This is a genomic window from Streptomyces sirii (assembly GCF_045690365.1).
GTDB lineage: Bacteria > Actinomycetota > Actinomycetes > Streptomycetales > Streptomycetaceae > Streptomyces > Streptomyces sirii.
The window spans coordinates 7500996-7527602 of sequence record NZ_CP147982.1; the positions used below are offsets into that span (position 1 = coordinate 7500996).

The 26607-nt window shown below is 71.5% G+C and carries 24 protein-coding genes; 12 read left to right on the forward strand and 12 right to left on the reverse strand.

The window, feature by feature from the left end:
- Positions 1 to 130: 130 nt before the first annotated feature.
- Positions 131 to 760: a TetR/AcrR family transcriptional regulator gene (locus WAB15_RS33380; RefSeq protein ID WP_399150249.1), complete on the forward strand. Its 630-nt coding sequence runs from the start codon at positions 131 to 133 to the stop codon at positions 758 to 760.
- A gap of 73 nt (positions 761 to 833) precedes the next feature.
- On the opposite strand, the gene WAB15_RS33385 is transcribed toward WAB15_RS33380, so the two are convergent.
- Positions 834 to 1259, reverse strand: a complete 426-nt coding sequence (locus WAB15_RS33385; RefSeq protein ID WP_407288523.1) for an SsgA family sporulation/cell division regulator — start codon at positions 1257 to 1259, stop codon at positions 834 to 836.
- Between the two features lie 412 nt (positions 1260 to 1671).
- On the opposite strand from WAB15_RS33385, the gene WAB15_RS33390 reads away from it, so the two are divergent.
- A complete protein-coding gene (locus WAB15_RS33390; protein ID WP_407289337.1) occupies positions 1672 to 2763 on the forward strand; it encodes a WD40/YVTN/BNR-like repeat-containing protein in 1092 nt (363 codons plus the stop codon).
- A gap of 100 nt (positions 2764 to 2863) precedes the next feature.
- Here WAB15_RS33390 and WAB15_RS33395 read toward each other — a convergent pair whose 3' ends face one another.
- Together WAB15_RS33395 and WAB15_RS33400 are read right to left on the reverse strand one after the other, a co-directional pair.
- Complete coding sequence (locus WAB15_RS33395; RefSeq protein ID WP_407288524.1) at positions 2864 to 3370, reverse strand: MarR family winged helix-turn-helix transcriptional regulator; 507 nt, start codon at positions 3368 to 3370, stop codon at positions 2864 to 2866.
- A gap of 193 nt (positions 3371 to 3563) precedes the next feature.
- Positions 3564 to 5384 carry an FUSC family protein gene (locus WAB15_RS33400; protein WP_407288525.1) on the reverse strand — a complete coding sequence of 607 codons (1821 nt, stop codon included), beginning with the start codon at positions 5382 to 5384 and terminating at the stop codon, positions 3564 to 3566.
- A gap of 223 nt (positions 5385 to 5607) precedes the next feature.
- Here WAB15_RS33400 and WAB15_RS33405 point away from each other — a divergent pair, with 223 nt between their 5' ends.
- Entirely contained in the window at positions 5608 to 6225 is a 618-nt protein-coding gene (locus WAB15_RS33405) for a TetR/AcrR family transcriptional regulator (RefSeq protein WP_399150245.1), read from the forward strand.
- Positions 6226 to 6312: 87 nt separating this feature from the next.
- Here WAB15_RS33405 and WAB15_RS33410 read toward each other — a convergent pair whose 3' ends face one another.
- The 5 genes from WAB15_RS33410 to WAB15_RS33430 all read right to left on the reverse strand — a co-directional run bounded on the left by WAB15_RS33410 (position 6313) and on the right by WAB15_RS33430 (position 10880).
- Positions 6313 to 6627, reverse strand: a complete 315-nt coding sequence (locus WAB15_RS33410) for a hypothetical protein (protein WP_399150244.1) — start codon at positions 6625 to 6627, stop codon at positions 6313 to 6315.
- A gap of 733 nt (positions 6628 to 7360) precedes the next feature.
- Positions 7361 to 8035 carry a hypothetical protein gene (locus WAB15_RS33415; RefSeq protein WP_407288526.1) on the reverse strand — a complete coding sequence of 225 codons (675 nt, stop codon included), beginning with the start codon at positions 8033 to 8035 and terminating at the stop codon, positions 7361 to 7363.
- A gap of 95 nt (positions 8036 to 8130) precedes the next feature.
- Positions 8131 to 8934 (reverse strand): DeoR/GlpR family DNA-binding transcription regulator, encoded by an 804-nt coding sequence (locus WAB15_RS33420; RefSeq protein ID WP_399150242.1) that lies wholly within the window; start codon positions 8932 to 8934, stop codon positions 8131 to 8133.
- Between the two features lie 102 nt (positions 8935 to 9036).
- Positions 9037 to 9918 carry a ketose-bisphosphate aldolase gene (locus tag WAB15_RS33425; protein WP_407288527.1) on the reverse strand — a complete coding sequence of 294 codons (882 nt, stop codon included), beginning with the start codon at positions 9916 to 9918 and terminating at the stop codon, positions 9037 to 9039.
- A gap of 56 nt (positions 9919 to 9974) precedes the next feature.
- Positions 9975 to 10880 carry an SIS domain-containing protein gene (locus tag WAB15_RS33430; RefSeq protein ID WP_407288528.1) on the reverse strand — a complete coding sequence of 302 codons (906 nt, stop codon included), beginning with the start codon at positions 10878 to 10880 and terminating at the stop codon, positions 9975 to 9977.
- Positions 10881 to 11263: 383 nt separating this feature from the next.
- Here WAB15_RS33430 and WAB15_RS33435 point away from each other — a divergent pair, with 383 nt between their 5' ends.
- The gene (locus WAB15_RS33435) at positions 11264 to 12736 is read left to right on the forward strand and encodes a sugar porter family MFS transporter (protein ID WP_407288529.1); all 1473 of its coding nucleotides are present in this window, start codon (positions 11264 to 11266) and stop codon (positions 12734 to 12736) included.
- Here the strand turns inward: WAB15_RS33435 and WAB15_RS33440 are convergent.
- Both WAB15_RS33440 and WAB15_RS33445 read right to left on the reverse strand, forming a co-directional pair.
- Complete coding sequence (locus WAB15_RS33440; RefSeq protein ID WP_399150238.1) at positions 12733 to 13032, reverse strand: YciI family protein; 300 nt, start codon at positions 13030 to 13032, stop codon at positions 12733 to 12735. The two genes, WAB15_RS33435 and WAB15_RS33440, sit on opposite strands and share 4 nt — an antisense overlap.
- Positions 13033 to 13167: 135 nt before the next feature.
- Positions 13168 to 14595, reverse strand: a complete 1428-nt coding sequence (locus tag WAB15_RS33445; RefSeq protein WP_407288530.1) for an amidase — start codon at positions 14593 to 14595, stop codon at positions 13168 to 13170.
- Positions 14596 to 14671: 76 nt separating this feature from the next.
- Here WAB15_RS33445 and WAB15_RS33450 point away from each other — a divergent pair, with 76 nt between their 5' ends.
- Positions 14672 to 15376: an endonuclease V gene (locus WAB15_RS33450; protein WP_407288531.1), complete on the forward strand. Its 705-nt coding sequence runs from the start codon at positions 14672 to 14674 to the stop codon at positions 15374 to 15376.
- A 29-nt stretch (positions 15377 to 15405) separates the two neighbouring features.
- Here the strand turns inward: WAB15_RS33450 and WAB15_RS33455 are convergent, their stop codons facing one another.
- Positions 15406 to 16596: a saccharopine dehydrogenase family protein gene (locus WAB15_RS33455; protein ID WP_399150235.1), complete on the reverse strand. Its 1191-nt coding sequence runs from the start codon at positions 16594 to 16596 to the stop codon at positions 15406 to 15408.
- Between the two features lie 307 nt (positions 16597 to 16903).
- On the opposite strand from WAB15_RS33455, the gene WAB15_RS33460 reads away from it, so the two are divergent.
- The 7 genes from WAB15_RS33460 to WAB15_RS33490 all read left to right on the forward strand — a co-directional run bounded on the left by WAB15_RS33460 (position 16904) and on the right by WAB15_RS33490 (position 25782).
- Positions 16904 to 18415 (forward strand): sialate:H+ symport family MFS transporter, encoded by a 1512-nt coding sequence (locus tag WAB15_RS33460; protein ID WP_399150278.1) that lies wholly within the window; start codon positions 16904 to 16906, stop codon positions 18413 to 18415.
- 126 nt (positions 18416 to 18541) lie between these two features.
- Positions 18542 to 18712 (forward strand): hypothetical protein, encoded by a 171-nt coding sequence (locus tag WAB15_RS33465; protein WP_399150234.1) that lies wholly within the window; start codon positions 18542 to 18544, stop codon positions 18710 to 18712.
- 178 nt (positions 18713 to 18890) lie between these two features.
- Positions 18891 to 20084: a CaiB/BaiF CoA transferase family protein gene (locus tag WAB15_RS33470; protein ID WP_407288532.1), complete on the forward strand. Its 1194-nt coding sequence runs from the start codon at positions 18891 to 18893 to the stop codon at positions 20082 to 20084.
- On the forward strand, positions 20084 to 21109 hold the full coding sequence (locus tag WAB15_RS33475; protein ID WP_407288533.1) for an LLM class F420-dependent oxidoreductase: 1026 nt from the start codon (positions 20084 to 20086) through the stop codon (positions 21107 to 21109). Before WAB15_RS33470 ends, WAB15_RS33475 begins: the two co-directional genes overlap by 1 nt.
- A 27-nt stretch (positions 21110 to 21136) precedes the next feature.
- Positions 21137 to 22279 carry an acyl-CoA dehydrogenase family protein gene (locus WAB15_RS33480; RefSeq protein ID WP_399150277.1) on the forward strand — a complete coding sequence of 381 codons (1143 nt, stop codon included), beginning with the start codon at positions 21137 to 21139 and terminating at the stop codon, positions 22277 to 22279.
- Positions 22280 to 22329: 50 nt separating this feature from the next.
- Entirely contained in the window at positions 22330 to 23544 is a 1215-nt protein-coding gene (locus WAB15_RS33485; RefSeq protein ID WP_399150231.1) for an acetyl-CoA C-acetyltransferase, read from the forward strand.
- Between the two features lie 33 nt (positions 23545 to 23577).
- The gene (locus WAB15_RS33490) at positions 23578 to 25782 is read left to right on the forward strand and encodes a 3-hydroxyacyl-CoA dehydrogenase NAD-binding domain-containing protein (protein ID WP_407288534.1); all 2205 of its coding nucleotides are present in this window, start codon (positions 23578 to 23580) and stop codon (positions 25780 to 25782) included.
- 34 nt (positions 25783 to 25816) lie between these two features.
- Here the strand turns inward: WAB15_RS33490 and WAB15_RS33495 are convergent, their stop codons facing one another.
- Positions 25817 to 26584, reverse strand: a complete 768-nt coding sequence (locus tag WAB15_RS33495; RefSeq protein ID WP_393490185.1) for a MerR family transcriptional regulator — start codon at positions 26582 to 26584, stop codon at positions 25817 to 25819.
- Positions 26585 to 26607: the final 23 nt, after the last annotated feature.

Sequence of the window (26607 nt, forward strand, 5' to 3'; positions counted from 1 at the left end):
GAGTAGCGGTACGTTATAACGGTACAAGCGACTTGTAAAAACCGGCAGGGGTCGCGGCAGCCGGAGTCATGCGGGAAGAACGGCGCGCTCAGTGAGAAGGGTGCGCGATGTGAGAAGGAAGGCCTCGTCCGTGCCCAAGAAGGTGGATCACGAAGCCAGGCGGCGGGAGATCTCCGAGGCGCTCTGGCGGATCACCGGCAGCCGCGGACTGGACGCCGCGAGCCTGCGCGACGTCGCCGCGGAGGCGGGCATCTCACTGGGCCGGCTCCAGCACTACTTCCGCACCAGGGACGAGATGCTGATCTTCGCCCTCCGGCACATCAACCAGCTCGCCGCCGACCGCATCCGCGCCAGGATCGAGGCGCTCGCCGAGGAACCGACGCCGCGCGAGGTCCTGCGCGCCTGTCTGACGGGCATGCTGCCGCTGGACGACAACAGTCGCATCGGCGTGCTCGTCGGCGCCGCCTACTACGCCCGCGCCGTCCACGATGCCACCCTGCGCGCCGAGGCCCGCAACGGCATTCCCCAGCTCGGCGCCTTCTTCGCCGACCAGCTCCGACGCGCCGCGGAACGGGGGGAGCTGCCGCCGGAGCGTGCGACCGAGGATCAGGCGATGCTGCTGATCAGTGTCGCCGACGGGCTGGCCAGCTACGTCCTGCTCGAAGTGCACGAGCCGCAGGCCGCGGTACGGCTGCTGGACCTGCACCTGGCGAACCTCTTCGGGGACGCGGTCGAGGGGCAGGCGCCGGCGGGGGAGTGAGCGCGAGGCGGGGGCGCCCCGGGCCGTAGGGGGCTGAGTCGGCGTCAGCGGAGCGGCCCGGGTGGCCGGGGGTTTACGCCTCGCGCAACAGGGCGTCGAGATCGGCCTCGACGTCCAGATGCCGCGCCTCGTCGCCCCTCGCGACGACCTCGTACGACCCGGTCAGAAAGCCGCGCAGATCCTGCGCCTCGAACTGCACCACCGCCATCCCACCGGCGGTGTGCAGCTCCACCACCACGACCTCGCGCTCACCGTCGGCGTTGCTCGGCCAGATCTGCACATCGCCCGCGCCGGCCGACCGGTGCAGCCCCTCCTCCAGCAGCTCCCGGCCGAACGTCCAGACCACCTCCGCACCGTCCAGCGACGCGGCGGGCGGAAAGACCAGGCGCACCGCGAACGGATCGGCGCGGTCGTAACGCAGGTTCGCCGGAATCACCCGCGACCGGGGAGCGGTCGCGATGAGACGGGCCGAAACGGCTTGGTCGATGACGCTGGACATCGCCGGCTCCCTTGCAATTGGTGCGGATCTCTGGGTGTACAACCACTAGGACGGCAAGGCCGTTGCCGCGGGTGCATTGGATTCCCATGTATTCCTGCGTGACCTGCATCACCAGGCGGAGGAATGTATCCCCATGCGCCGCCATATGCCCTCTTTGTTGTCCGGGAATCGGAGGCTCCGGCGCGCGACGATGCGACATGACGTGGCGTCAGTTTTCGGTCGAGTGTCATGAAGCCGTCGTGAACTCGCCTTCGGCGGCCGCCGGGTGGGCCTGGACGGAGCCGCCGCGCTGGGCTAGCTTCCGGCGCACAACACGAGCGGGGTGGGGCGAATGCGGCGCATGGTGCACAGCGGGTCGTTCTTCGGCAGGGTCGGGAGCGGGGCTCCGCTCGGACGGCGGGTGGCACGCCGGATGGCGGCAGCGGTGCTGGCGGTGACGGGCATGGTCGCCGCCGCGCCCGGCCCGTCGGCCGTAGCGGCCACGATCTCCCATGAGCCGGCGGCGGCAGCACAGCGCGCCACCCCGCTCGCCGGCGCCGGCTGGCACCTCAAGACCAGCGGCAGCACCGCCCGCTTCCGCGGCCTGGCGGCCGTCAGCCGCAGCACCGCCTGGGTCGCCGGTACGGGCGGCACCGTGCTGCGCACCCACGACGGCGGCAAGCGCTGGAGCGATGTCTCCCCGCCCGGTGCCGGCGGGCTGGAGTTCCGCGACATCGAGGCGTTCGACGCACGCCGCGCGGTCGTCCTCGCCATCGGCGAGGGCGAGGCCTCGCGCGTCTTCCGCACCGACGACGCCGGCGCCACCTGGCACGAGAGCTTCCGCAACACCGACCCCCGCGCCTTCTACGACTGCCTGACCTTCTTCGACCAGCGGCACGGCATCGCGCTCAGCGACCCCGTGGACGGCAGGTACCGCATCCTGTCCACCGGGGACGGCGGCCGGAGTTGGCGCGTACTGCCGTCGGACGGCATGCCCCCGGCGCAGCCCGGCGAGGCCGCGTTCGCCGCCAGTGGCCAGTGCCTGGTCTCCGCCGGCCGCCATGACGCCTGGATCGCGACCGGCGGCGCCACCACCGCCCGCGTTCTGCACACCGCCGACCGCGGGCATACCTGGTCGGTCACCGACGCCCCTCTTCCGGCGGGCGATCCGGCACGCGGCGTCTTCGCCCTCGCCTTCCGCGACCGGGCGCACGGCCTCGCGGTCGGCGGCGACTACCGCCCCGACCAGCCCTCGCCCCGCGCCGCCGCGGTCAGCGCCGACGCCGGCGCCACGTGGACGGCGTCCGCCGAACCCCCCAAGGCCTACCGCTCCGGCGCCGCCTGGCTCCCGCACTCCCGGCGCCTGGCCCTGGCGGTCGGACCGTCCGGCAGCGACGTCACGTTCGACGGCGGCCGCACCTGGCACCCCTTCGACCAGGGCTCGTACGACACCGTCGACTGCGCCCCTGACCTGGGCTGTTGGGCAGCGGGGGAGCGGGGCCGGGTCGCGCGACTGGGGTGGTGAGCGGCGCGGGCGGCCGGGGGCCGGGCGGAGCGGCCGGCCGAGGTGGCGGACGTAGGCCGTCGGCCGGAGCGGTCAAGGGTGCTTGCCGCGGGCCGTCCCCTCACTCCATGAGGCTCCCGAGCCGGCCCTCCAGTACGACCAGCAACTCGGCGAGCCCCGCGGAGAGTTCCTCCTGCCGCTGATCACCGATGCCGTCGAGCAGCGCCGCCTCGTACCGCAGCTGCTCCGGCAGCAGCCGGTCGATGGTTTCGCGGCCCTCGTCGGTGAGCGAGAGATGCGCCACGCGGCGGTCCCGGTCGTCCGGCCGACGGGCGATCAGCCCCCGCTCCTCCAGCTGCCGTACGCGCTTGGTCACCGCCGCACCGGAGGCGAAGGTCTCACGGGCGACCCGTCCGGGGGTCAGCTCACGGTCCATCCGGCGCAGGGTGCCGAGGATGTCGAACTCGGGCCGGGTGAGCCCGGCCCGCCGCAGCGGAGCGTCGGCCGCCTGCTGCAGCAGGGCGGAACAGCGGTTGAGCCGCCCGATCACCGCCATCGGGCCGGTATCCAGCCCGGGGTGCACCTGCTGCCACTGGCGCAGCACCCCTGCGACGATGTCCTCGGTCACCCGCACGCTCCTCTCGGCCAGGCCGTCCGCCGCTCGGTCCCCTCCGGGCGGTCGGCGCCGGGGTCAGGTCCGGGACCGCGGCGTCCGGCGCGGCCCGTCCCCCGCTGGTCACCCGGTCCGCTGCTGATCACCCGGACAGGACCTCATTGTGCCTGCCGCACGGCGCCGTCCGCCGCGCGGGCGGGCGTACGGGTCAGGCGGCCGGTGCCGGTGTCGGTGCCGCAGCGCCCGTCTTCCGCACCCGACCCACCGGAGAGGCCCCAAGTCGCCGGACGACCCCGGCCAGCGCACGGTGACCCCGCTGCTCTGCACCGGCGATCCGCTCCTGCGGGACGGTGCGCTGCCACCACTCGCCGGCCGCCACCTCCGCGGCCTCCCGGAGCTCGACCAGGCAACCGGCCAGCCGGTCGCGCGCCCAGCAGATCTCCCGAGCCTCGTCGGCCCCGGGCGCCGGTCCCGCCGCGAGCAGATGGAGCACGGCGGCCTCCGCCTCCGCCAGCCGTTCCAGAGCGCCCTCGACGCGGCCCGCCGCCCGCCGGTTGGTGACCGCGACACAGCACGCCAGGCCCACCGCGGCGCCCACCACGGTGTCGATCCAGCGGTCCGCGATCAGCGTCGCCGCCGGCCGATGACCGCCGAACTCCGTCAGCAGCAGCGCCATCGGCGTGACCCACACGGAGCCCAGCCAGTAATTGCGGCTGATGCAGGCCTCCGCCCCGAACTGGCAGGCCAGCGCCAGCGCGACCATCGCGAGCGGCCCGATGCGGATCACCGGGAGCAGCGCGGTGAACAGCAGCAGACCGAGCAGATTGCCCAGGGTGCGCTGCAGCGCGCGCTGCCAGGAGAGCGTGGTGTTGGCCTGGTAGATCGAGGCGGCGGTCACCACGGCCCAATACGGGTGCCCGACGCCCACCGCCATCGAGGCCCAGCCCGCCAGTACACACCCGGCGGCGACCCGCACTCCTATGGGCAGCAGCGGTGAACCCGGCGCCAACCGGGAGGCCACCGCACGCAGCCCACGTGGGTGCTCGGGGGCAGGCCGCCGCGATCCCACCGCTTCGGCGGCGGTGCCCGCCAAGGGTTCCCCGGGCCGGCTTCCTCCCGGCGCCTGACCGGCGAGACCGATCGCTTCCCTTTCCCCTTCTCCTTCCCCTTCCCTTTCCTCTTCCTCGGCCTGTGGCACCGAGAGCGAGAGATGGGGGAGCGAGCGCCCGCGCCGGAGGTCACGGGCCCAGGCGGCCAGGAGGGCGGCTTGGGCGTCGGCGCCTTCGGGCTCCCGGCCGCCCGTATCCCCGAGTACCGCCTCCGCCCGCACCAGCAGCCGTTCGAGTCCGGTCCGGGCCGCCGCCTGCTGCGGGGTGCGGGACGCAGGGACCAGGAACAACGTGTGCCGGGCCGCGTTCACGGCGGCCGCGGCCGCATGTCGCGCGTGCGCCACCCCGGCCGTCGCCGCGCCGCCCGCGCCCGGCTCCGTACGCAGCAGACCGGCGGCGGCCTCCAGCGCACGGGCGGTCGCGATCCGCTCCGGGCCCTGCGGACGGACCAGCGCCGGTGCCATGCACACCAGCCAGGCGAGCACACCCGCGCCGAGCGCCAGCGCCAGGTGCGCGGGGACCTGCCCCGGGTGCTGCGGCACGAAGAAGCCCGACGCGGCGACGAAGGTCAGGATGAGGTTCCCCGGCGGACCGATGCGGGTGGCGTCGCACACCACCTTGTGGACCGCGGCGAGCAGCGAGGCGAGGACGACGAGCAGCGCGGTCGAGGCGATCAGCGAGGCCGCGGTCAGCGCCACAGCCAGGCTCGTGACCATGCCGAGCACGACCCACGCCAGCGTGCGGGCGCGGGCGGCGTACGGCAGACCGTGCGCGTACAGGGCGCACATCGCCCCGGCCGAGGTGTAGAGGATCAGATCCAGCCGGTCCAGGAAGAGGAGTGCGAGGTCGGGGATCGCCAGGGCGACGACCGCGCTGAGCGCCGGCTTGTGCCAGATGTCGACGGGGCTGCGCAGCCGCACGGTGCTCCTGATCGGCAACGGCCGGGCGCGCACCACGTCCGTCGGCTCGACGCTCCCTGTCCTCCCACGCTTCCCGGCGGGCCTGGCATGCTTCCCCATAAGGAAAGATTAGCAGGTGTTTTACTCGTAAAGAGTCTATGGGGGTCGGGGAGGGGGCGTCCGACGCGCCCGCCGGCGCCCTCCCCGGAGCAGACATCGCACGGCCGAGAGCGACAATGTGCGGGTGCCAGCCGCCAAGAAGAAGACGACCACCGCGAACGCATCCCCGGAGCGCCGCCGCGAACTGCTCGACACCGCGGCCGAGGTCTTCGCCGCACAGGGCTACAACGCCACGACCGTCCGCCGGATCGCGGACGAGGCCGGGATGCTCGCGGGCAGCCTCTATTACCACTTCGATTCCAAGGAATCGATGCTGGACGAGATCCTGTCCACGTTCCTGGACGAGCTGTGGGACGGCTATGACGCGGTGCTCGCCGCGCGGCTCGGGCCGCGGGAGACGATCGAGGCGCTGGTCACCGAGTCCTTCCGGGAGATCGACCGGCACCGCGCGGCCGTCGCGATCTACCAGAAGGAGGCCAAGCACCTCGCCGGTCAGCCCCGCTTCGGCTACCTCGCCGACTCCCAGCAGAAATTCGAGAAGGCCTGGCTGGGCACGCTGGAGCGGGGTGTGGCCGACGGAGTCTTCCGGGCCGACCTCGACGTCCGCCTCACCTACCGCTTCGTGCGGGACACCGTCTGGGTCGCGGCGAGCTGGTACCGGCCGGGCGGTCTGCACAGCCCCGAGGAGATCGCCCGCCAGTACCTGTCGATGGTGCTGGACGGCATCGCCGTACGCGAATGACCAGCCGGTCGGGCGCGGAACGGCCCGACCGGCCGGCGGCGCGCTCTCAGGCCCGCGGGCGCGGCCGCCGCCTGACGGCCAGGCCGTTCAGCACGAGACGTTCTTCACGTACAGCGCCCGCGGTGTCATTGCCGTCCTGCCGTAGCGGACGCTCTTCGTCTCGCCTCCGGAGAGGCGGCCCCGCGGATCCTTGTGGTGGGGGATGACGACGGTGAAGCACGCGGTGCGCACCGCGCACAGATTCGCCAGGCGTACGTACCGTTGTCCACCCTTGTCGAAGTACTTCCGCACCTTGACGCACCGTGGCGGCTGGTCGGCGGCTGCCGCTTCCGCGGCGGTGGTCAGTGTCAGTGAGGCGCTGCATGCCACTGCTGCCAGCGCTATGGCCAGAAACTTCCGCACGTCATCTCCCCCGAGAGAAACTCAGACTCAGACTCCCCCTGCGAAACCCGTATCGGCTTCGCACGTTCATTCCCCATTGTCCACACTCACGCGACGAAATCAGCCTCCGGTGCCACGTGGGGACACAAGTGCGACACAAGAGCGACCTTTTTGATACCGGGCAGGACGGTAGCGAAATGCGCTAAAGCGGGGCAAACAGCCAGCTGCCCGATCGGCTTCTGCCGGGGTGTCGCCACGGCCACTCGCCCATCCGGCTACCTCGACGTCACCGCCACCCTGGAAGGGCTGCGCCCACTGCTCGCCGCCGGAACCCACCCACGCGCCGTGCCGGTCTCATCCGTTTCCTCCGTGCACCCGGCAGACCAGGCCTCGACGCACGAAGCCGGGGCCCGCAAACAGGGACCCCGGCCCGGGAACCGGTCGACCAGCGGGCCCATCTGCCTGCGACGCGTCATCGGGGGCGGCGGGCCGCCTGCCTCGACCGCTGGATCCCTAGGCCGTCTCTTCCGGCTCTTGCCTGACCCGTGGCGTCTAACACGGCACCTCTCCCTCACGCCTGAACGGCGCGGGGGACCCCATCGTTGTCGGGTCGCCCGAGTACGTCCCGTACGCGGGCGACCCTCCGCCTTGCGCTCCGCTTCGCTCCGCCTCGGCTCTTCATGCGACCTCCGGAAGCCGAGCTGCACCGCGCCAGACGCCACGGGCTCAACCGGCAAGATCCGGAAGAGACGGCCTAGCTCCGCCTGGGAGTCTTGATCGGGACACAGGGGAATTCGTCGGTGTCCACCTGGGCTTCCTTCGTGGGGCCGCACAGCTCGAACGACGTGGCCTTCTCCGTGTCCGGCAGACTGAACCCGACCACGCCGATCTTGGTCGCGCCTTGCTCGACGTTGCTCCCGAGGAGCGTTTCGCTCCAGCTGTAGTTGCGCCACTTGCCGCTTGCGTCCTGCTGGACATCATCAAGCGCGGCGAGCCCGCTACTGGGGAACGCCTCGGTGTAGCAGTAGCCGCTCTCCCCGAATTCGCACGGCCGCTCCGTCGACTTGAACTTCAGCCGAAGATATTGGAGCTTGACGTTCTCCACCCCGCGATCGGGAAGCTCGCCGGTCACCGCGACGTAGACGGCGACATAGTGCTTTCCGGCGTCAGCCGGCTTACCTACCAACTGGGGCGTCCAGCTGGTGTCCACAGGCTTCACCCGCACACCAAGCCGCAACCCCGGCTCGGTCGTCACGAAGTCCTTGCCCGGGAAGTCGGCGAACTTGGTGTACCTGGGCTGCGAGGCGGTAGGCGACGACTCCGCGCCGGTGGTCGGCGCGTCGCTCTTGGCATCACCGCCGCCGCCCGAACATCCCGCAACCAGTACGAGCGAGCCAACGGCAAGCGCGGCCAACATACGAGTCGACACGTATCCCCCTGAGGCTGGAAAACCGTGCCGCATCATAGCGAGCGGGACCGCATGTGCCTGCTCCCGTGAACGGTGGACCGAGGCGGACCGGAGCCTCACTCGCCGGCAGACGGGCGTGCCGTCACCACTTTCAGTCCCCGGTCGGCGAACTCGCGTCGGGTTGCCTCCTTGGCGCCGCCGTCCGTGATGAAGGTGTCGAAGACATCCGCATCGCCGACCCGGGCGAAGCAGCGCTCGCCGATCTTCGACGAGTCCGCGACGACGATGGCACGCCGGGCGCGTTCGGCCATGAGGCGGTTGACCCGGGCCTCCGCCTCATCGTGCACCGTGGCCCCCATCAGCGGGTCCATCCCGTTCGCCCCGATGAACGCGATGTCGATCGAGATCTGCTGCAGTACCAACTCGCTGAATGGGCCGACGAGTTCGAACGACCGCGAGTGCGCCACCCCGCCCGTGAGCACGATCTTGATCTGCGGCCGCACGGCCAGCTCGTTGGCGATGTTGAGGGAGTTGGTGACGATGGTCAGATGCGGCTGCGGTCCCGCCTCGGCGAAGTCCGGGCGAGTGGCCAGCACCCGGGCGATCGCCGTAGTCGTCGTGCCACCGCTCAGACCGACCACATCCCCCCGCTCGACCAGCTTCGCCGCGGCCTTCGCCACCGCCTCCTTCTCCTCCGACCGGTGAGCGTGCTTGTAGCGGATCGGCAGGTCGTACGCCACCGAGCTGAGCACCGCCCCGCCCCGAGTGCGGGTCAGCAGCTGCTGCTCGGCGAGGGCATCCATGTCGCGCCGCATCGTGGCGGCCGAGACCTCCAGGGCGGTCGCCGCCTCCTCGACGTCTACTCGGCCCCGGTCCCCGAGCAGCTCGAGCAGTGCGTTCATCCGTTCATGGCGCTTCATAGCGCGAGCCTAATTCGTCTCCCGCGGCCTCCGTGACGCCCGGTGGGCGCCCCGTCCTCCACCTCCTTCTCCTCGCTGCAGGTGTGGGCAGCGCCCGCCGGCTCACCCCCGAGCCGGTGACTGCGCCGCGTACTGGACCGGAACCGTCGCCGGAGTGCCGAGCACGCCCAGCAGCCTCGCGGCCTCCTCGGCCACTGCCTCGCGGGCCGGCTTCACATACTTCCGGGAGTCGACCAGCGACGGATCCGCGCCCAGCGTCTGGCGTATCGAGCGGGTGAAGACGGAGACCAGATGAGTGGAGATATTGATCTTCGTCATTCCGGCGGCGATGGCGCGGCGCAGCTCCTCGTCCGGCACCCCGGAAGAGCCGTGGAGCACCAACGGCACCGGCAGGGTGGCGTGCAGCGCCCCGATGAGCTCCTTGTCGAGCACGGCCGTGCGCTCGTGCATGGCATGCGACGAGCCGACGGCCACCGCGAGGGCATCCACACCGGTGGCACGGACGAAGGCCAGGGCCTCGTCCGGGTTCGTACGCACCCCCGGTGCGTGCACGCCGTCCTTGCCGCCGACCTCGCCGAGCTCCGCCTCGACATAGGCGCCGCGCTCGTGACACCAGGCGGTGAGTTCGGCAGTCGTGGCGACGTTCTCCTCGTACGGGAGCGCGGAGGCGTCCACCATGACCGACCCCACTCCGGCCCTGATGCCTTGGCGGACCAGGTCCGCATCGGTGATGTGGTCGAGGTGTACCGCGATCGGGGCACCGGAGTCCTCGGCGAGGGCGAGGGTGGCGCGGGTGATCGGCAGCAGACTGCCGTGGTAGCGGATGCAGTTCTCGCTGATCTGCAGGATCAGCGGGATGCCGGTGCGCTCGGCGGCGGTGACCAGCGCCTCGGCGGTTTCCAGATGGATGACGTTGAAGGCCGCCGCGCCGACCCGGGCCTCACGCGCGGCGTCGACGATGGATGAGGTGGGAACGAGGGGCATGGCGCGCTGACTCCCTTGCGTGCGGGGTGGATTGGCGTGCGGGGCGGAGGCGGTGGCTAGGAGGCGGCCGGCGCCTCGAGCATCACCGAACGGGTCAGGCTGCGCGGGTTGTCCGGGTCCAGGCCACGGGCGCGGGCCCGTTCCAGCGCAACCCGCTGTACCAGCACCAGATCGGCCAACGGATCGCGGGCATGGCACACAAAGCGCGCACCGGTCCGCTCCACATCGGCCTCCAGCCCTTCCGGTGCCCGGCCGAAGAGCCAGGTCACCCGACCGGGGGCGGCTATCGCGATCGGACCGTGGCGGTACTCCATCGCGGGGTAGGACTCCGTCCAACTCTGCGACGCCTCCCGCATCTTGAGCGCCGCCTCATTGGCGAGGCCGAAGGTCCAGCCGGTGCCGAGGAACGAGAACTGCTCGGCATCCACCCACTCCTTGTCCAACGGCGCGGCCAATGCTTCCCGGGCGTCGGTCACCGCCTGTGAGACGTCCTCACCCAGGTGCGCGCGCAGCAGTGTGAGCGCCGTCGTCGCGAAGCGGGTCTGTACCACCGACTTCTCGTCGGCGAAGGGCAGCGCGACCGTCTCGTCGGAGATCGCCGTCGCCGGCGTCTCGGGGTCGCCGATGATCGTCACCGTCGGGATGCGGCCCTTGACCGCGTCGAGTACGCGCAGCACTTCGGTCGTGGTGCCCGAGCGGGTGATGGCCACCACCGCGTCATAGCCGCGGTCGCTGCCGAGGAATGCCTCGGAGGCCGCGAAGGGGTCCGTCACGCCCAGCCCGGCACCCTCGCGCAGTGCCGCGTACGACTGCGCCATGAACCAGGAAGTGCCGCAACCGATCACGGCGACCCGCTGCCCGGCGGCGGGCAGCGTGCCGACCGCCGCTCCGATCCGCGCCGCCTCCCGCCAGGTCTCCGGCTGACTGTGCAGCTCCTGCTCCATGTACGAGGTCTCGTTCATGGCCACCCTCCCGTGATGCCTGAAAAGGATCTGGATCGTCCTGTACCGCGATACTTGTCGTGCTGCGTGAAGCTGCAACTTTTAGCTTCGTTGCAATCGACTGTACGCAGAATCCTGCGCGCGATCCATCCCTCGTATGGGTGGATGCGTCAGGGGGAGGGGTGGAGGGTCGATGCTGGTCGCGGGCGATGTAGGGGTGTTGTGCCGGTGTGCATGCGGTGGATGCGGAGATGGAGGGTGCGTGGCGGGGTAGAAGCTAGCTGTTGACAGCTGCGTGAAAGAGGCTGGATATTCGCAAGATCAATCAAGCAGTCACGCACTCATGCGCTCACGCAGATCGGTCGGTCGTGCAGTAGACCGCTCCGCCGTACAAAGGACCTCGCATGTCCATTGCCACGCTCTCCGCGACGCCCCCGCCACCCTCGTCCCGGGCCGCCCGCCGCACCGGCAGACTGTTCGCGCTCACCGGCGCCTTCGTCGGCGTCGTCTACGGCTACGACACCGGCAGCATCTCCGGTGCCCTGGTGTTCCTGAGCAGGGACTTCCACCTCACCGAGGTCGAGAAGGGCCTGGTCAACAGCATCCTGGTGTGCGGCTCCATCGTGGGCGCGCTGATCGGCGGCAAGCTCGCGGACGCCCTGGGCCGCAAGGCCGCGATGCTGATCGTCGCGGGCTCCTACGCCGTGTTCGTCGCCCTCTCCGCCCTCGCGCCCAACGTCGTCGTGCTGGACCTCGTCCGGTTCCTGCTGGGCGTCGCCATCGGCATCTCGATCGTCGCCGCCCCGCTCTATGTCGCCGAATCGACCCCGGCACGGATCCGGGGCGCCTCCGTCGCCGCCTATCAGGTGGCCACGGTCGCCGGCATCGTCATCACGTACTTCGTCAACTGGGGCCTGTCCGGCGGCGGCCATTGGCGCTGGATGCTCGGCCTCTCCGCGCTCCCCGCGGCGCTCGTCCTGATCCCGCTGCTCCGGCTGCCGGACACCCCGCGCTGGTACGTCCTCAAGGGGCGCACGGAGCGAGCCGTCGAGGTCATGGCGATGACCGATCCGGACGTCGACCCGCGCGCGGAGGTCGCGGCCGTGAGTGCCGCGCTCGCCGAGGAGAGCGGTGGATCGGCGCGCTCGCTGCTGCGCAAGCCGTACGCCCGAGCGGCGTTCTTCGTCGTCGGCCTCGGCTTCTTCTGCCAGATCACCGGCATCAACGCCGTGACCTACTACAGCCCGCAGATCTTCGAGGAGATGGGCTTCACGGGTGACGGCCAGAACTTCCTGCTGCCGTCCTTCGTGCAGCTCGCCTCACTGGCCGCGACGGTTCTCGCCATCCTCGTCATCGACCGGCTCGGCCGCCGCGTGGTGCTGCTGTGCGGTATCGGCACGATGGTCATGATGCTCGCGGTGCTGACCGCGGTCTTCGGGACGGGGGAGCTGAGCGGTGCCACGACCTGGATCGGCTTCGGCGCCATCCTGCTGTTCACCGCGGCCTTCAACTTCGGCTTCGGATCGCTGATCTGGGTCTATGCGAGCGAGGCGTTCCCCGCCCAACTGCGCTCCACCGGGGCGTCGGTGATGCTCACCGCCGACCTGGTCGCCAACCTCCTGATCGCCCAGTTCTTCCCGTCGCTGATGGCCTGGGCCGGCGCGGCCCGGACGTTCGCGGGCCTCGCCGCTCTCGCCCTCGCCGCTCTGGTCTTCGCCTCCGCCACGGCGCCCGAGACCAAGGGGCGCCAACTGGAGGAGATCCAAGGCTACTGGCGCAACGGGGGACGGTGGCCCGTTGCGCCCGAGCCCCGCGAGGTGAGCCCCGGCCCGCTCAGCCCAACGGGTCCCGCGGGTTGTGCGGAGCGAGGCGCCTAGGAAGGCAGCTGCTCGCGGTACGTCTCCAGTGCCGGTGCGGTCGTCGTCGCCACGAACTCGGTGATCCGGTACTCGCACACCCCGGCAAGGGTGAACGGGTCCTCGGCCACGATCCGCTCCACGGCCGCCCGGTCCATCCCGGCGGCCAGGATCACGCCCCCGTCACGCGGGACCTTGCGGCCGGCCGCGATGAAATGCCCCGCGGCGTACTCCTTCCGCAGCCACTCCACATGCTCGGCAAGGGCGGCGTCGACGCGTTCGAGGGGCGCGGTGTAGGTCAGTTCCAATACGAACATGGCTGCAATATAGAGCAGGCCCCGCTCGCCGGCTGCGCCCCCTCCCGACTGAGAAGACGCAGGCCAGAACGTGTGTGACGGCAGGCGACCGGAGGCTCGCGGGCCGCTCGGGAGCGGACGGGGGCGCGCGGCGGATCAGGATATGGGCGGTTCGGGGCGGCGCCGCCCGTGTCGTGTCGCCTGCTCGTAGGCATGGCCGGCCTGGAGGAGGGCGAGATCGGCGCGCGGCGCACCGACGAACTGCAGCCCCACCGGCAGACCACCCGGGGTGAACCCCGCGGGGACCGAGAGGGCGGGCACACCGAGGACGGTGATCAGGTAGGCGGACCGCATCCAGTCCAGATACGTGTGCGTGGGGCGGCCCGCGACCTCCCTCGGATACTCCAGCTCCGCGTCGAACGGCGTGACCTGGCTGACCGGGGCCAGCAGGAGGTCGTACCGGGAGAAGAAGTCGAGCACGTCGAGGTACAGCCGGCCGCGGGTCGCGGTGGCGGCCTTGAGATCGGCCGCGGTCAGACGGCGGCCCTGCTCGATGTTCCAGACGAGGCTGGGCTTGAGAGCCTGCCGGTCGGAGTCGAGCAGATCGCCGAGCGCCAGGTCGAAGCTGTGCGCCCGCAGCGTACGGAAGGCCTCGTCGGCTCCGGTGAGGTCCGGGCAGGCCGCCTCGACATGGCAGCCGAGCTCCTCCAGGACGCTGAGCGCGGGCTCCAGAGCGGCGAGAACGTCCGGATCGGCCGGGGCGTGTCCGCCGAGGTCGGGTGCCCATGCCACGCGCAGTCCGCGCAGATCGCGGTCGAGCGGTACCCGGAAGGCGTCGCCGGGTGTCTCCAGGCTGATGGGGCAGCGTGGATCCGGGCCGGCCATCGCCGACAGCAGCAGCGCGGTGTCGGCGACGGTCCGCCCCATGGGGCCGGGGACGGCAAGGGTGTCCCAGAGGTTGCCGCCCGGGTGCGGTGGCACGCGGCCCGGTGTCGGCCGCAGACCGACCACATTGCAGAAGGACGCGGGGTTGCGCAGCGAGCCGCCCATGTCGCTGCCGTCGGCGAGCGGCTGCATCCCGGTCGCGAGCGCCGCGGCGCCGCCGCCACTGCTGCCGCCCGCCGAGCGCGTGGTGTCGTACGGATTGCGGGTGGTGCCGAAGACCGGGTTGAAGGTGTGCGAACCGGCGGCGAATTCGGGGACGTTGGTCTTGCCGAGGCGGATGGCGCCGGCCCGCTGCAGCCGGTCGACCACCAGGTCGTCCTCGTCGGGGATGTGGTCGGCGAAGAGCGGCGAGCCGAAGGTGGTGCGCATGCCGCGGGTGAGATGGGTGTCCTTGAACGCGATCGGCAGACCGTGCAGGGGCGGAACGGCGGCGCCCCGGGCGAGGCGCTCGTCGGCCTGTGCCGCGGCGGCGAGTGCGCCCTCGGGGTCGAGGGTGACGATGGCGTTGACGGCCGGGTTGACCTGGGCGATGCGGTCCAGATGAGCCTGTACCACCTCCCGGGCGGAGAGCTCGCGACGGCGTAACCGGACGGCGAGGTCGGTGGCATCGAGTTCGTGGAGAGCGTCGGACACATTCATCACCGTACCGAGCGCCACTGACAGGGCATCGGTTCGATCATCGTTCGATCGCCGGTTCGGTAGCGTGGTGAACACCATGGACACTTCCCGAACGATCTCCTGCGACGAGGAACTGCGGCACTGGCCGACCGACGAAGCTCAGGCGCGCGCGGTCCAGGACCGGTTGCGGTCCCACGTACGGCTCGATGAGTCCGGGCCGGAGCCGGGCTTCGAGGGCACCGTGGTCGGGGTGGACGTCGCCTATGACGACGAGCGCGACGTGGTCGCCGCGGCCGCCGTCGCGCTGGACGCCCGTACCCGCGCCGTCGTCGACGAGGCCACCGCCGTCGGGCAGATCTCCTTCCCGTACGTCCCGGGACTGCTGGCGTTCCGCGAGATCCCGACCGTGCTCGACGCCCTCGCCCGCCTCGCCCGTGTCCCCGACCTCGTGGTGTGCGACGGATACGGGCTGGCGCACCCGCGCCGCTTCGGGCTCGCCAGCCACTTGGGCGTACTGACCGGGCTGCCCACGATCGGGGTGGCGAAGAATCCCTTCACCTTCCGGTACGAGCCTCCGGGGCCCGAGCGCGGCACGACCTCCCCGCTCATGGACGGCGACGAGGAGGTCGGACGTGCCCTGCGCACCCAAAAGGGCGTCAAACCGGTCTTCGTCTCCGTGGGGCACCGCTTCGACCTCGACCGGGCCTGCGCGCACACGCTCCGGCTGGCGGCGGCCTACCGGCTCCCGGAGACGACCCGGGCCGCCGACTCGTTGTGCCGCAAGGCGCTGGCCGGCGCCTGACGACGGCATCGCCGGGCCCGGGCGTCGAGTTACCGCTCCTGGACCACGCGGAAGGTGAGGCCCGCCTTCTGGAGGCGGGTCGTCAGCGCGTCCCCCATGGCCACCGCGGTCGTCACCTGGCCCGCGGTCTCCGGGAGATCGTCGAAGGCCAGGCTCAGCGCCGATTCGGCGAGCATCTTCGCCGTCTCGTCGTAGCCGGGGTCACCGCCCGACACCTCGGTGATCACGCGCTCGCCGCCGCCGGAGGCGACGAAGCGCACCGTGAACCAGCTGCGCGCCCGGCGCTCCGGGCCGGGACCGTCGCCCGGCTCCAGACGGCCCGACAGCCAGCGCCGGGCGGGCGGCAGCTGCGCGAGCGCGCACAGGGCGCCCATCCCCAGCGCCCCGCCGACGGCGATCGGCAGCCGTCGCACGCCGGCGTAGTGGCGGTAGCGGAAGTCGGGCCCGTAACGGTCCAGCGCGGCGGCGGAGCGGGCGACGACCTGCGGGTCGAGGGTCGGCAACGGCACACCCCAGGTGCCCGTCTCGGCGCTCTTGACCGGTGCCCCGAACGGCGCCCGGACCGCACGTCCGGCCGGTCGCGGCTCGACCCGCCGCCTGGCGCGGGCGGCCCGCGCCATCGCGACCGGGCGCGACACGGCGGTCAGCGAGGAGGACAGTGTGCCGCCGGAGAACGTGGCGTTGGTGCGTACGAAGCCGTCGATGCGCAGCGGGACGCCCTCGGGGAGCAGCCCCACCGTGTAGTGCACCCCCAGGTCGTGCGGAACGGAGTCGAACCCGCTGGCGTGGACGAGACGGGCGCCCGACGCGCGGGCCGCCGCATCGTGCCGGACGTACATCCGGTCGACGAACTCGGGCTCTCCGCACAGGTCGAGATAGTCGGTGCCGGCGGCCGCGCAGGCGGCGACCAGCGGTTCACCGTGAAGCAGATACGGCCCCACCGTGGTGGCCAGCACCCGGGTGTCGGCGGCGAGGGCGCGCAGGGCGCCCGGGTCGCCGCTGTCGGCCCGCAGCAGGGGCAGCTCGGCGCAGGCCGGGTCGATCTCCGCCAGCCGGTCGCGCAGTTGCTCCAGTTTGGCGAGGTTGCGTCCGGCCAGCGCCCAGCGGCAGTCCTTGGGGGCGTGCTCGGCCAGATACACGGCGGTGAGTGTGCCGGTGAAACCGGTCGCCCCGTACAGAACGAGGTCATACGCCCGTCCGGAGGTGTCCTGCCGTCGCATCCCGCATCCTCTCGACCGCCCTGTTGAACTGGTGTCCGGGACCCTAGGCAGTTGCCGTCGACGCGTCAACGATCGGTCCAATAGCCCCCATTGGCCCCATCCGCCGCCTTGGTGCTCCTGCGGCGGGCCGGGGCCGGTGTGCGGTCTTGACAGGGCGTCGGGGGCGGGCCAGATTCGCCGTGAGCACCGATGACATGGGACGTCCCATGTCCCGATCCGGCAGTGGCCGGGTCGCCCTCGACGCCGACGCGCACCGAACCGCCCGCCCACTGCTGGAGGAGGCCGGGTTGCCGTGAGCAAGCGCCCCATGGAGACCCCGGACAGGGCACGGAGCTGGTACCGCGAGGTCACCCCACGGCAGTGGAAGGCGATGGCCGGCGCCTGGATCGGCTACCTCCTCGACGGTTTCGACTTCGTGCTGATCACCCTCGTGCTGACCGAGATCGCCGACGACTTCCACTTGAGCACCGCCACCGCCGCCTCGCTGATCTCGGGCGCCTTCATCACCCGATGGCTGGGCGGTGCCGTCCTGGGTGCGCTGGGCGACCGCCACGGCCGCAAGACCGCCATGATCGCCAGCATCCTGCTCTACTCGCTCGGCACCTTCGCCTGCGGGTTCGCCTGGGGGTACACCAGCCTGTTCGTCGCCCGGCTGGTGATCGGCCTGGGCATGGCGGGGGAGTACAGCGCCAGTGTGACCTACGTGCTGGAGAGCTGGCCCACCCGATGGCGCAACCGCGCTTCCGGGTTCCTGATCTCCGGCTATGCGGGCGGTACCGTCCTCGCGGCCGAGCTGTACAAGTGGGTGGTTCCCCACTGGGGCTGGCGCTGGATGTTCTGGATCGGGGTGCTGCCCGTCCTCGTCGCCCTGTGGGTGCGCCGGTCGCTGCCGGAGGCCGGGGACTGGAAGAGGGAGATCGGTGCCACCACGGGACCCTCGGAGCAGGGGCGTCCGAATCCGTTCCGGCCGTTGTTCACCGGCCGCATCCGAGCGTGGGCCAACGCCGCCCTCGCGGCGGGTGCCTCGATCGCGCTGTTCTGCGTCTTCACCCCCATCGGGGCGGGGAGTGTGCCCTGGCTGGCGGGCGTCGCGGCGCTCTGCCTGATCGTCTTCGCCGCGCAGCTCGGCGGCCGCCGGGGGTGGCTGCTGTACGTGTCCCTGATGGCGACGGTGTTCTGCGCCTTCCTCTACAGCTGGCCCATCCAGGCCCTGCTGCCCACGTACCTCAAGACCGGCCTCGGGTACACCCCCGCCCAGGTCACCGACGTGATGTTCTACGCCGGCTTCGGCACCATGGCGGGCTGTTGGCTGGCCGGCTTCGTCGGCGACCGGTTCGGTACCCGGCGCGCCTACGCGGGCACGCTGCTGGCCTCGCTCGTCTTCGTCTTCCCGGTCTTCGCGGTGCACGACAGCCTGCCGGCGCTCGGCGCGCTGCTGTTCGTGCTGCTCGCGCTCAGCCAGGGCATTTCCGGCATCCTGCCGAAGTACCTCGCCGGCCACTTCCCGACCGCGCGCCGCGCCGCGTCGCTGGGCTTCGTCTACAACGTCGGGGCCCTCGGCGGTGCGGTCGCCCCCGTGCTGGGCGCCCATCTGGCCGAGGGCATGCCCCTGGGGCGGGCGCTTGCCGTGCTCACCTTCGGGCTGACGCTCGTCGTCATCCTCCTGGTGGGCGGCAACGTCCCCCAGCGCCTCGGGAGGCTGGTGGACCGTCAGGCGCCCGACGACCACCTCGTGCCGGAGGCCGGCGAGGCGAAGGCCGTCGCGCCGGGGGCGCCGGCCGGCTCCGCCGCCGGGGAGGTGTCGCCGGACTCGGCGTGACGCCGTTCGTCGCTCCGTCGGCCGGGCGTCCGGCGCTGCGCGGGCCGTTGTCAGTGCTCGCCGTTAGCGTGGGATGCGTTGGTCGGCCCGCGCGCGACAGGCGCGGTGCCGTACGGGGGATCGGACGTGGAGGAGCGCATGGCGAAGGCGGCGGATCCGGCGGCTGTGCGGGAGCGCGCGCTCGGACTCGGGCTCGGCCTCCGGCGCGGGCTCGCCGGGATGCTCTGTGACAAGGCGATGGAGCCCCTGCGCGGCATAGCCCCGGCGAAGATCATCGCCGGGCTCGACGGGGGATAGCGGCGCAGCGGCAGCAGGCGCGCAAAGGCCCGTGGCGGCGATGGCAGTTGAGCATCGCCGCCACGGGCCTTTTTTGGCGCGTACCACTTGGTGCGGGGGCTTGTGGAAAGTGGAACACGTTCTTAACATCGCGAGTGTTACATCAGAAGTGTCACAGTGCGGAAGGGCATGGGGCGCGATGACAGAGCCGGACAACGGCCCGCTGAGCGGGGTGCGGGTGGTCGAACTCGCGGGCATCGGCCCCGGCCCGTTCGCGGCCATGCTGCTGGCCGACCTCGGCGCCGACGTCGTCCGCGTCGACCGGCCGGGAGGCGCGGGGCTGAGCATCGATCCGGCGTACGACGTCACCAACCGCAACAAGCGGTCGGTGCTGGTGGACCTGAAGACGCCCGAAGGGGTGGCGCAGGTACTGGAGCTGGCCGAGCGCGCCGATGTGCTGGTGGAGGGGTACCGCCCCGGTGTGGCCGAGCGGCTCGGCGTGGGTCCGCAGGAGTGCCTCGCGCGCAACCCCCGGTTGGTCTACGGACGGATGACCGGCTGGGGACAGCAGGGCCCGCTGGCCGACACCGCGGGACACGACATCGGCTATATCGCCATCACCGGTGCCCTCGGCATGATCGGCTCGCCGGACGGCCCGCCCGCCATTCCGGCCAACCTCCTCGGCGACTACGCCGGCGGATCGCTCTACCTCGTCATCGGCGTCCTCGCCGCCCTTCAGCACGCCCGCTCCGATGGCGGAAAGGGCCAGGTCGTGGACGCCGCGATCGTCGACGGCACGGCCCATCTGACGGCGATGATCCACGGCATGCTGGCGGCCGGCGGCTGGCAGGACCGGCGCGGCGCGAACCTCCTGGACGGCGGGACGCCCTTCTACGGCGCCTACGAGACCGCCGACGGCGGCTATATGGCGGTCGGCGCTCTGGAGCAGCGGTTCTACGGCGAGTTCATCCGGCTGCTGGGGATCGAGCGGGAGGCGCCCGGCCGGGACGACCTCGCCGCCTGGGGCGAGCTGCGCACCGCCATCGCCGCCCGCTTCAAGACCCGTACGCGGCAGGAGTGGACCGAGGTCTTCCAGGAGTCCGACGCCTGCGTGGCGCCCGTGCTCTCGCTGCGCGAGGCCCCGCAGCACCCGCACCTCGCCGCCCGCGGCACCTTCGTCGACCACGGCGGGATCACCCAGCCCGCGCCCGCGCCCCGCTTCTCGCGCACTCCGGGCGCGGTACGCAGACCGCCCGCTCGGCCCGGCGCGGACACCGAGGAGATCGCCCGCGACTGGCAGGCCCCCGGCCTCCTCGCCCCGCCGGCGGCCGACCGCGCCGGCACCCCGGCCGCCCGCCCGGCCCGCACCGAGCAGAAGGACACCGCCGGCTGATGGAGCTGTCCACCACGCTGCAGTACGCGGGCGATCCGCGTCAGGCCGCCGAAGCGGTCGCGGCCCTCGAACCGGCCGGCCTCGACGCCATCTGGGTCGCCGAGGCCTACGGCTTCGACTCGCCCACGATCATGGGCTTCCTGGCCGCCCGCACCCGGCACGCCAAGATCGGCTCGGCGATCCTGAACGTCTACTCCCGCACCCCCGCCCTGATCGCCCAGACCGCCGCCGGGCTCGACGCCCTCTCCGGCGGCCGGGCACTGCTCGGTCTCGGCGCCTCGGGCCCGCAGGTCGTCGAGGGCTGGCACGGCAGGCCGTACGACCAGCCGCTCGGCCGCACCCGCGAGACCATCGAGCTGTGCCGCCGCATCTGGCGCCGCGAGGTCGTCGACCACCACGGCATCACCGATATGCCGCTGCCCCCGGAGAAGGGCGGCCGGCTCGGCAAGTCCCTCAAGATCCTCACCCGGCCGGTGCGGCCCGGCATCCCGGTGTACGTCGCCGCGCTCGGACCGGCCGACGTCCGGCTGACCGCCGAGGTCGCCGACGGCTGGCTGCCCGCGCTCTTCATCCCGGAGAAGGCGGGCGAGGTATGGGGCGCCCCGCTCGCCGAGGGCGCCGCCCGGCGCGATCCGGCGCTCGGCCCGCTGCAGACCGTGGCCGGCGGTCTGCTGGCGATCGGCGAGGACGCCGCCGCGGCCCGTGACCTCGCCCGCCCGGCCGTCGCGCTCTACGTCGGCGGCATGGGTGCCGAGGGGAGGAACTTCTACCACGACCTGGCCGTCGCCTACGGCTACGGGCAGGCCGCCGACCGGATCCAGGAGCTCTACCTCACCGGCAAGAAGCGGGAGGCCGAAGCGGCCGTCCCGGACGCCCTGTGCGAGCAGCTGTCGCTGTGCGGGCCCGAGGGGTACGTCCGCGAGCGGATCGCGGCGTACCGGGACGCGGGCGTGACGATGCTCGACGTCCACCCGGTGGGACCCCGGCCCGCCAAGCTGATCGAAACCGTCAAGAACTGGCTCTGAGGAGGGCCCGCAGAGATGAACGCCCAGATGAAGCGCCGGCTCTTCACCGCCGACCATGAGGCCTTCCGCGAGACCGTGCGCACCTTCCTCGCCAAGGAGGTGACGCCGCACTACGAGCAGTGGGAGAAGGACGGCATCGTCAGCCGCGATGCCTGGCGCGCGGCCGGCCGGCAGGGACTGCTGGGCCTGGCGGTGCCCGAGGAGTACGGCGGCGGGGGCAACGCCGACTTCCGCTACAGCGCCGTCCTCGCCGAGGAGTTCACCCGCGCCGGAGCCGCCGGGCTCGCGGTGGGGCTGCACAACGACATCATCGGCCCCTATCTGACCTCGCTCGCCACCGACGAGCAGAAGCGCCGCTGGCTGCCCGGCTTCTGCAGCGGCGAGATCATCACCGCCATCGCCATGACCGAGCCCGGCGCCGGCTCCGACCTGCAGGGCATCCGCACCACCGCCGAGGACCGGGGCGACCACTGGCTGCTGAACGGCTCCAAGACCTTCATCTCCAACGGCATCCTCGCCGACCTCGTCATCGTCGTCGCCAAGACCACACCGGAGGGCGGTGCGCACGGGCTGTCGCTGCTCGTCGTCGAGCGCGGTATGGACGGCTTCGAGCGCGGCCGCAACCTCGACAAGATCGGCCAGAAGTCCCAGGACACCGCCGAGCTGTTCTTCCACGACGTACGGGTTCCCAAGGAGAACCTCCTCGGTGACCTGAACGGCGCGTTCATCCATCTGATGACCAACCTCGCGCAGGAGCGCATGGGCATAGCCGTCGCCGGGATCGCCGGCGCCGAGCATCTGCTGGAGATCACCACGCAGTACGTCAAGGAACGCGAGGCCTTCGGGCGGCCGCTGGCCAAGCTCCAGCACATCCGCTTCGAAATCGCCGAGATGGCCACGGAGTGCGCCGTCACCCGCACCTTCCTGGACCGCTGCATCGCCGATCACTCGGACGGCACGCTCGACGCCGTGCACGCCTCCATGGCCAAGTGGTGGGCCACCGAACTCCAAAAGCGCGTTGCCGACCGCTGTCTCCAACTCCACGGCGGATACGGCTATATGACCGAGTACCGCGTGGCCAAGGCCTTCACCGACGGCCGCATCCAGACCATCTACGGCGGGACGACCGAGATCATGAAGGAGATCATCGGTCGCTCCCTGCTCGGCTGACCCCTCCTGCTGTGTCCTCCCGCTGTGTCCTCTCGAAAGGCGCTTACCCAGTGAGTACCGAAGCGTACGTTTACGACGCGATCCGCACCCCGCGCGGCCGCGGCAAGGCCAATGGCGCACTGCACGGCACCAAGCCGATCGACCTGGTCGTCGGCCTGATCCACGAAGTCCGCCGCCGCTTCCCCGGGCTCGACCCGGCCGCCATCGACGACATCGTGCTCGGCGTCGTCGGACCGGTCGGCGACCAGGGCTCCGACATCGCCCGGATCGCCGCGATCGCCGCCGGACTGCCCGACACCGTCGCCGGCGTCCAGGAGAACCGCTTCTGTGCCTCCGGTCTGGAGGCCGTCAACATGGCCGCGGCCAAGGTGCGTTCGGGCTGGGAGGACCTGGTCCTGGCCGGCGGCGTGGAGTCCATGTCGCGGGTCCCGATGGCCTCCGACGGCGGCGCCTGGTTCGCCGACCCGATGACCAACTTCGACACCGGCTTCGTCCCCCAGGGCATCAGCGCCGACCTCATCGCCACCATCGAGGGCTACCGCCGGCGCGATGTCGACGAGTTCGCCGCGCTGTCGCAGGAGCGCGCCGCCGAGGCCTGGAAGGACGGCCGCTTCGAGCGCTCCGTCGTCCCGGTGCGCGACCGCAACGGCCTGGTCGTCCTCGACCACGACGAGTACATGCGCCCCGGCACCACCGCCGACTCGCTCGCCGGCCTCAAGCCGTCCTTCGCCGCCATCGGCGACGCCGGCGGCTTCGACGCCGTCGCCCTGCAGAAGTACCACTGGGTCGAGAAGATCGACCATGTCCACCACGCCGGCAACTCCTCCGGCATCGTGGACGGCGCGGCCCTCGTCGCCATCGGCTCCAAGGAGGTCGGCGAGCGCTACGGCCTGACTCCCCGGGCCCGCATCATCTCCGCCGCGGTCTCCGGCTCCGAACCGACGATCATGCTCACCGGCCCCGCGCCCGCCAGCCGCAAGGCCCTGGCCAAGGCCGGCCTGACCATCGACGACATCGACCTGGTCGAGATCAACGAGGCCTTTGCCGCCGTGGTGCTGCGCTTCGTCAAGGACATGGGCCTGAGCCTGGACAAGGTCAACGTCAACGGCGGCGCCATCGCCCTGGGCCACCCCCTCGGCGCCACCGGCGCGATGATCCTGGGCACCCTGATCGACGAGCTGGAGCGGCAGGACAAGCGCTACGGCCTGGCCACCCTCTGCGTAGGCGGCGGCATGGGCGTCGCCACCGTCATCGAGCGCCTCTGACCCCTCGTCCCACCCCACTACGGAGTACGCACCATGAGTGAATCCGCCGCTTTGTCGACCATCCGCTGGGAACAGGACGAGACCGGCATCGTCACGCTGGTCCTGGACGACCCCGACCAGTCCGCCAACACCATGAACAACGCCTTCAAGGCCTCCCTCACCGCGGTCGCCGACCGCCTGGAGGCCGAGAAGGACAGCATCCGCGGCATCATCTTCACGTCCGCCAAGAAGACCTTCTTCGCCGGCGGCGACCTGCGCGATCTGATCGCGGTCACGCCCGCCCAGGCGCAGCAGGCCTTCGAGGCGGGCAACGGCATCAAGCGCGATCTGCGCCGTATCGAGACCCTCGGCAAGCCCGTCGTCGCCGCCATCAACGGCGCGGCGCTGGGCGGCGGTTACGAGATCGCGCTCGCCTGCCACCACCGCGTCGCCCTCGACACCCCCGGCACCAAGATCGGCCTGCCCGAGGTCACCCTCGGCCTGCTGCCGGCCGGCGGCGGCGTCACCCGCACGGTCCGGCTGCTCGGCATCGCCGACGCGCTGCTGAAGGTGCTGCTGCAGGGCACGCAGTACAACGCCACCCGCGCCAAGGAAGCCGGGCTGATCCACGAGGTCGCGGCCACCCCCGAGGAGCTGCTCGCCAAGGCCCGCGCCTTCGTCGAGGAGCACCCCGAGTCCCAGCAGCCCTGGGACGTCAAGGGCTACCGCATCCCCGGGGGCACGCCCGCCCAGCCGAAGTTCGCGGCCAACCTCCCGGCGTTCCCCGCCAACCTCAAGAAGCAGCTCAACGGTGCGCCGTACCCCGCCCCGCGCAACATCCTCGCCGCGGCCGTGGAGGGTTCCCAGGTCGACTTCGAGACCGCGCAGACCATTGAGGCGCGGTACTTCGTCGAGCTGGTCACCGGCCAGATCTCCAAGAACATGATCCAGGCGTTCTTCTTCGACCTGCAGGCCGTCAACTCGGGTGCCAACCGGCCCAAGGACATCGAGCCCCGCAAGGTGGAGAAGGTCGCGGTCCTCGGCGCCGGCATGATGGGTGCGGGCATCGCGTACTCCTGCGCCAGGGCCGGGATGCAGGTCGTCCTCAAGGACGTCTCCCTGGAGGCGGCCGAGAAGGGCAAGGCGTATGCGGAGGGGCTGCTCGCCAAGGCGCTCTCCCGGGGCCGTACGACCGAGCAGCAGCGCGACGAGCTGCTGGCGCGCATCACGCCCACCGCGGAGCCGGCCGACCTCGCGGGCTGCGACGCCGTCATCGAGGCGGTCTTCGAGGACATCGGCCTCAAGCACAAGGTGTTCAAGGAGATCCAGCACATCGTCGCGCCCGACGCGCTGCTGTGCTCCAACACCTCCACGCTGCCCATCACGCTGCTGGCCGAGGGCGTCGAGCGCGACCGGGACTTCATCGGGCTGCACTTCTTCTCGCCGGTCGACAAGATGCCGCTGGTGGAGATCATCAAGGGGGAGCGGACCGGCGACGAGGCGCTGGCCCGCGCCTTCGACCTGGTCCGCCAGATCAAGAAGACCCCGATCGTGGTCAACGACTCGCGCGGTTTCTTCACCTCCCGCGTGATCGGCCACTTCATCAACGAGGGCGTGGCGATGATCGGCGAGGGCCTCGACCCGGCGTCCGTCGAGCAGGCCGCCGCCCAGGCCGGCTATCCGGCCAAGGTGCTGTCCCTGATGGACGAGCTGACCCTCACCCTGCCGCGGAAGATCCGCGAGGAGACCCGGCGGGCGGTCGAGGAGTCCGGCGGCACCTGGCGGCCGCACCCGGCCGACGAGGTCATCGACCGGATGGTCGACGAGTTCGGGCGCCCCGGACGCAGCGGCGGCGCCGGCTTCTACGAGTACGGCGAGGACGGCCGGCGTGCGGGTCTGTGGCCCGGACTGCGCGAGCACTTCGCCGTGGAGGGGGCCGGTATCCCGTTCGTCGACATGCAGGAGCGGATGCTCTTCGCCGAGGCGCTGGACACCGTCCGCTGCTTCGAGGAGGGCGTGCTCACCTCCGTCGCCGACGCCAACATCGGCTCCATCTTCGGCATCGGCTTCCCGGGCTGGACCGGCGGCGTGATCCAGTACATCAACGGATACCAGGGTGGGTCAGGGCGGGAGGAACTCGTCGGCCTGCCCGGATTCGTCGCCCGCGCCCGCGAGCTGCAGGCGGCCTACGGCGACCGGTTCGCGCCGTCGGCGCTGCTGGTCGCGAAGGCCGAGAAGGGCGAGAAGTTCAGCGACTGACGGGTCACGGGGCGGGCCGCCGCGGCCCGCCCCGTCACTCCGGCGGGGTCTGCGGGCCGCTGTCCCGGCGGCCGGCCTCGCCCTCCTTGCCGAACCACTCCCGCAGCTCCTGTTTCATCGACCGCTGGAAGGCGGTGACCAGTGCCTGCACCACCATCGGCTGCATATGGGCGGAGAGCGACTTCATCCGCGCCATCTCCTCCTCGTCCGGCCCGCCGTCCCGGTACGGCTCCCATACCTCGTCCTTGAACAGCCGGCTCAGCTCGCGGGCCGCCGAGCGGGTGTGCTCGATGACCACGGTGCGCGCCGCGAGGATGGTCTCCAGCGCGATCGGCACGTCCAGCAGCCGGGTGCCCAGGTGCAGCAGACCGGGGTCGACCCGGAAGACCCGCGGGTCCTCGGTCCGTACGAGCACGCTCATCGCCGCCAGCCGGTCCAGGTCCTCCTCGGTCAGCTGCCGGCCGACCCGGCGCTCCAGCTGCTCCCGGGTGGCGTCCTCGGCCTTGTCCGGAACCCAACTGGCCACCAGCGCACGGTGGATGGCCAGGTCCTGGGCGCTCAGATCGGGCGGCAGCTGCGCAAGATAGCGTTCGATGGCCGAGAGCGTCAGGCCCTGGTGCTGGAGCTCCTCGATGAGCGCGAGTCGTGAGAGGTGGTCGGGGCCGTAGCGGCCGACCCGGCGCGGACCGAGCTCCGGCGGCGGCAGCAGACCGCGGGTGCTGTAGAAGCGGATCGTGCGGACCGTCACCCCGGCACGGGCGGCCAGTTCGTCGACGGTCAGACCGGTGGCGGACTCCATCATGTTCAACAGTATTGCTGTCTCAC

Excerpts from the sequence above, each read along its gene's own strand:
- WAB15_RS33480 (WP_399150277.1), top strand. The coding sequence starts at position 21,137 with ATGAAGCGCCGGCTCTTCACCGCCGACCATGAGGCCTTCCGCGAGACC.
- WAB15_RS33475 (WP_407288533.1), top strand. The coding sequence starts at position 20,084 with ATGGAGCTGTCCACCACGCTGCAGTACGCGGGCGATCCGCGTCAGGCC.
- WAB15_RS33490 (WP_407288534.1), top strand. The coding sequence starts at position 23,578 with ATGAGTGAATCCGCCGCTTTGTCGACCATCCGCTGGGAACAGGACGAG.
- WAB15_RS33460 (WP_399150278.1), top strand. The coding sequence starts at position 16,904 with ATGGAGACCCCGGACAGGGCACGGAGCTGGTACCGCGAGGTCACCCCA.
- WAB15_RS33390 (WP_407289337.1), top strand. The coding sequence starts at position 1,672 with ATGGCGGCAGCGGTGCTGGCGGTGACGGGCATGGTCGCCGCCGCGCCC.
- WAB15_RS33430 (WP_407288528.1), bottom strand. The coding sequence starts at position 10,880 with ATGAACGAGACCTCGTACATGGAGCAGGAGCTGCACAGTCAGCCGGAG.
- WAB15_RS33440 (WP_399150238.1), bottom strand. The coding sequence starts at position 13,032 with ATGTTCGTATTGGAACTGACCTACACCGCGCCCCTCGAACGCGTCGAC.
- WAB15_RS33445 (WP_407288530.1), bottom strand. The coding sequence starts at position 14,595 with ATGAATGTGTCCGACGCTCTCCACGAACTCGATGCCACCGACCTCGCC.
- WAB15_RS33495 (WP_393490185.1), bottom strand. The coding sequence starts at position 26,584 with ATGATGGAGTCCGCCACCGGTCTGACCGTCGACGAACTGGCCGCCCGT.
- WAB15_RS33425 (WP_407288527.1), bottom strand. The coding sequence starts at position 9,918 with ATGCCCCTCGTTCCCACCTCATCCATCGTCGACGCCGCGCGTGAGGCC.
- WAB15_RS33470 (WP_407288532.1), top strand. The coding sequence starts at position 18,891 with ATGACAGAGCCGGACAACGGCCCGCTGAGCGGGGTGCGGGTGGTCGAA.
- WAB15_RS33450 (WP_407288531.1), top strand. The coding sequence starts at position 14,672 with ATGGACACTTCCCGAACGATCTCCTGCGACGAGGAACTGCGGCACTGG.
- WAB15_RS33420 (WP_399150242.1), bottom strand. The coding sequence starts at position 8,934 with ATGAAGCGCCATGAACGGATGAACGCACTGCTCGAGCTGCTCGGGGAC.
- WAB15_RS33385 (WP_407288523.1), bottom strand. The coding sequence starts at position 1,259 with ATGTCCAGCGTCATCGACCAAGCCGTTTCGGCCCGTCTCATCGCGACC.
- WAB15_RS33455 (WP_399150235.1), bottom strand. The coding sequence starts at position 16,596 with ATGCGACGGCAGGACACCTCCGGACGGGCGTATGACCTCGTTCTGTAC.
- WAB15_RS33435 (WP_407288529.1), top strand. The coding sequence starts at position 11,264 with ATGTCCATTGCCACGCTCTCCGCGACGCCCCCGCCACCCTCGTCCCGG.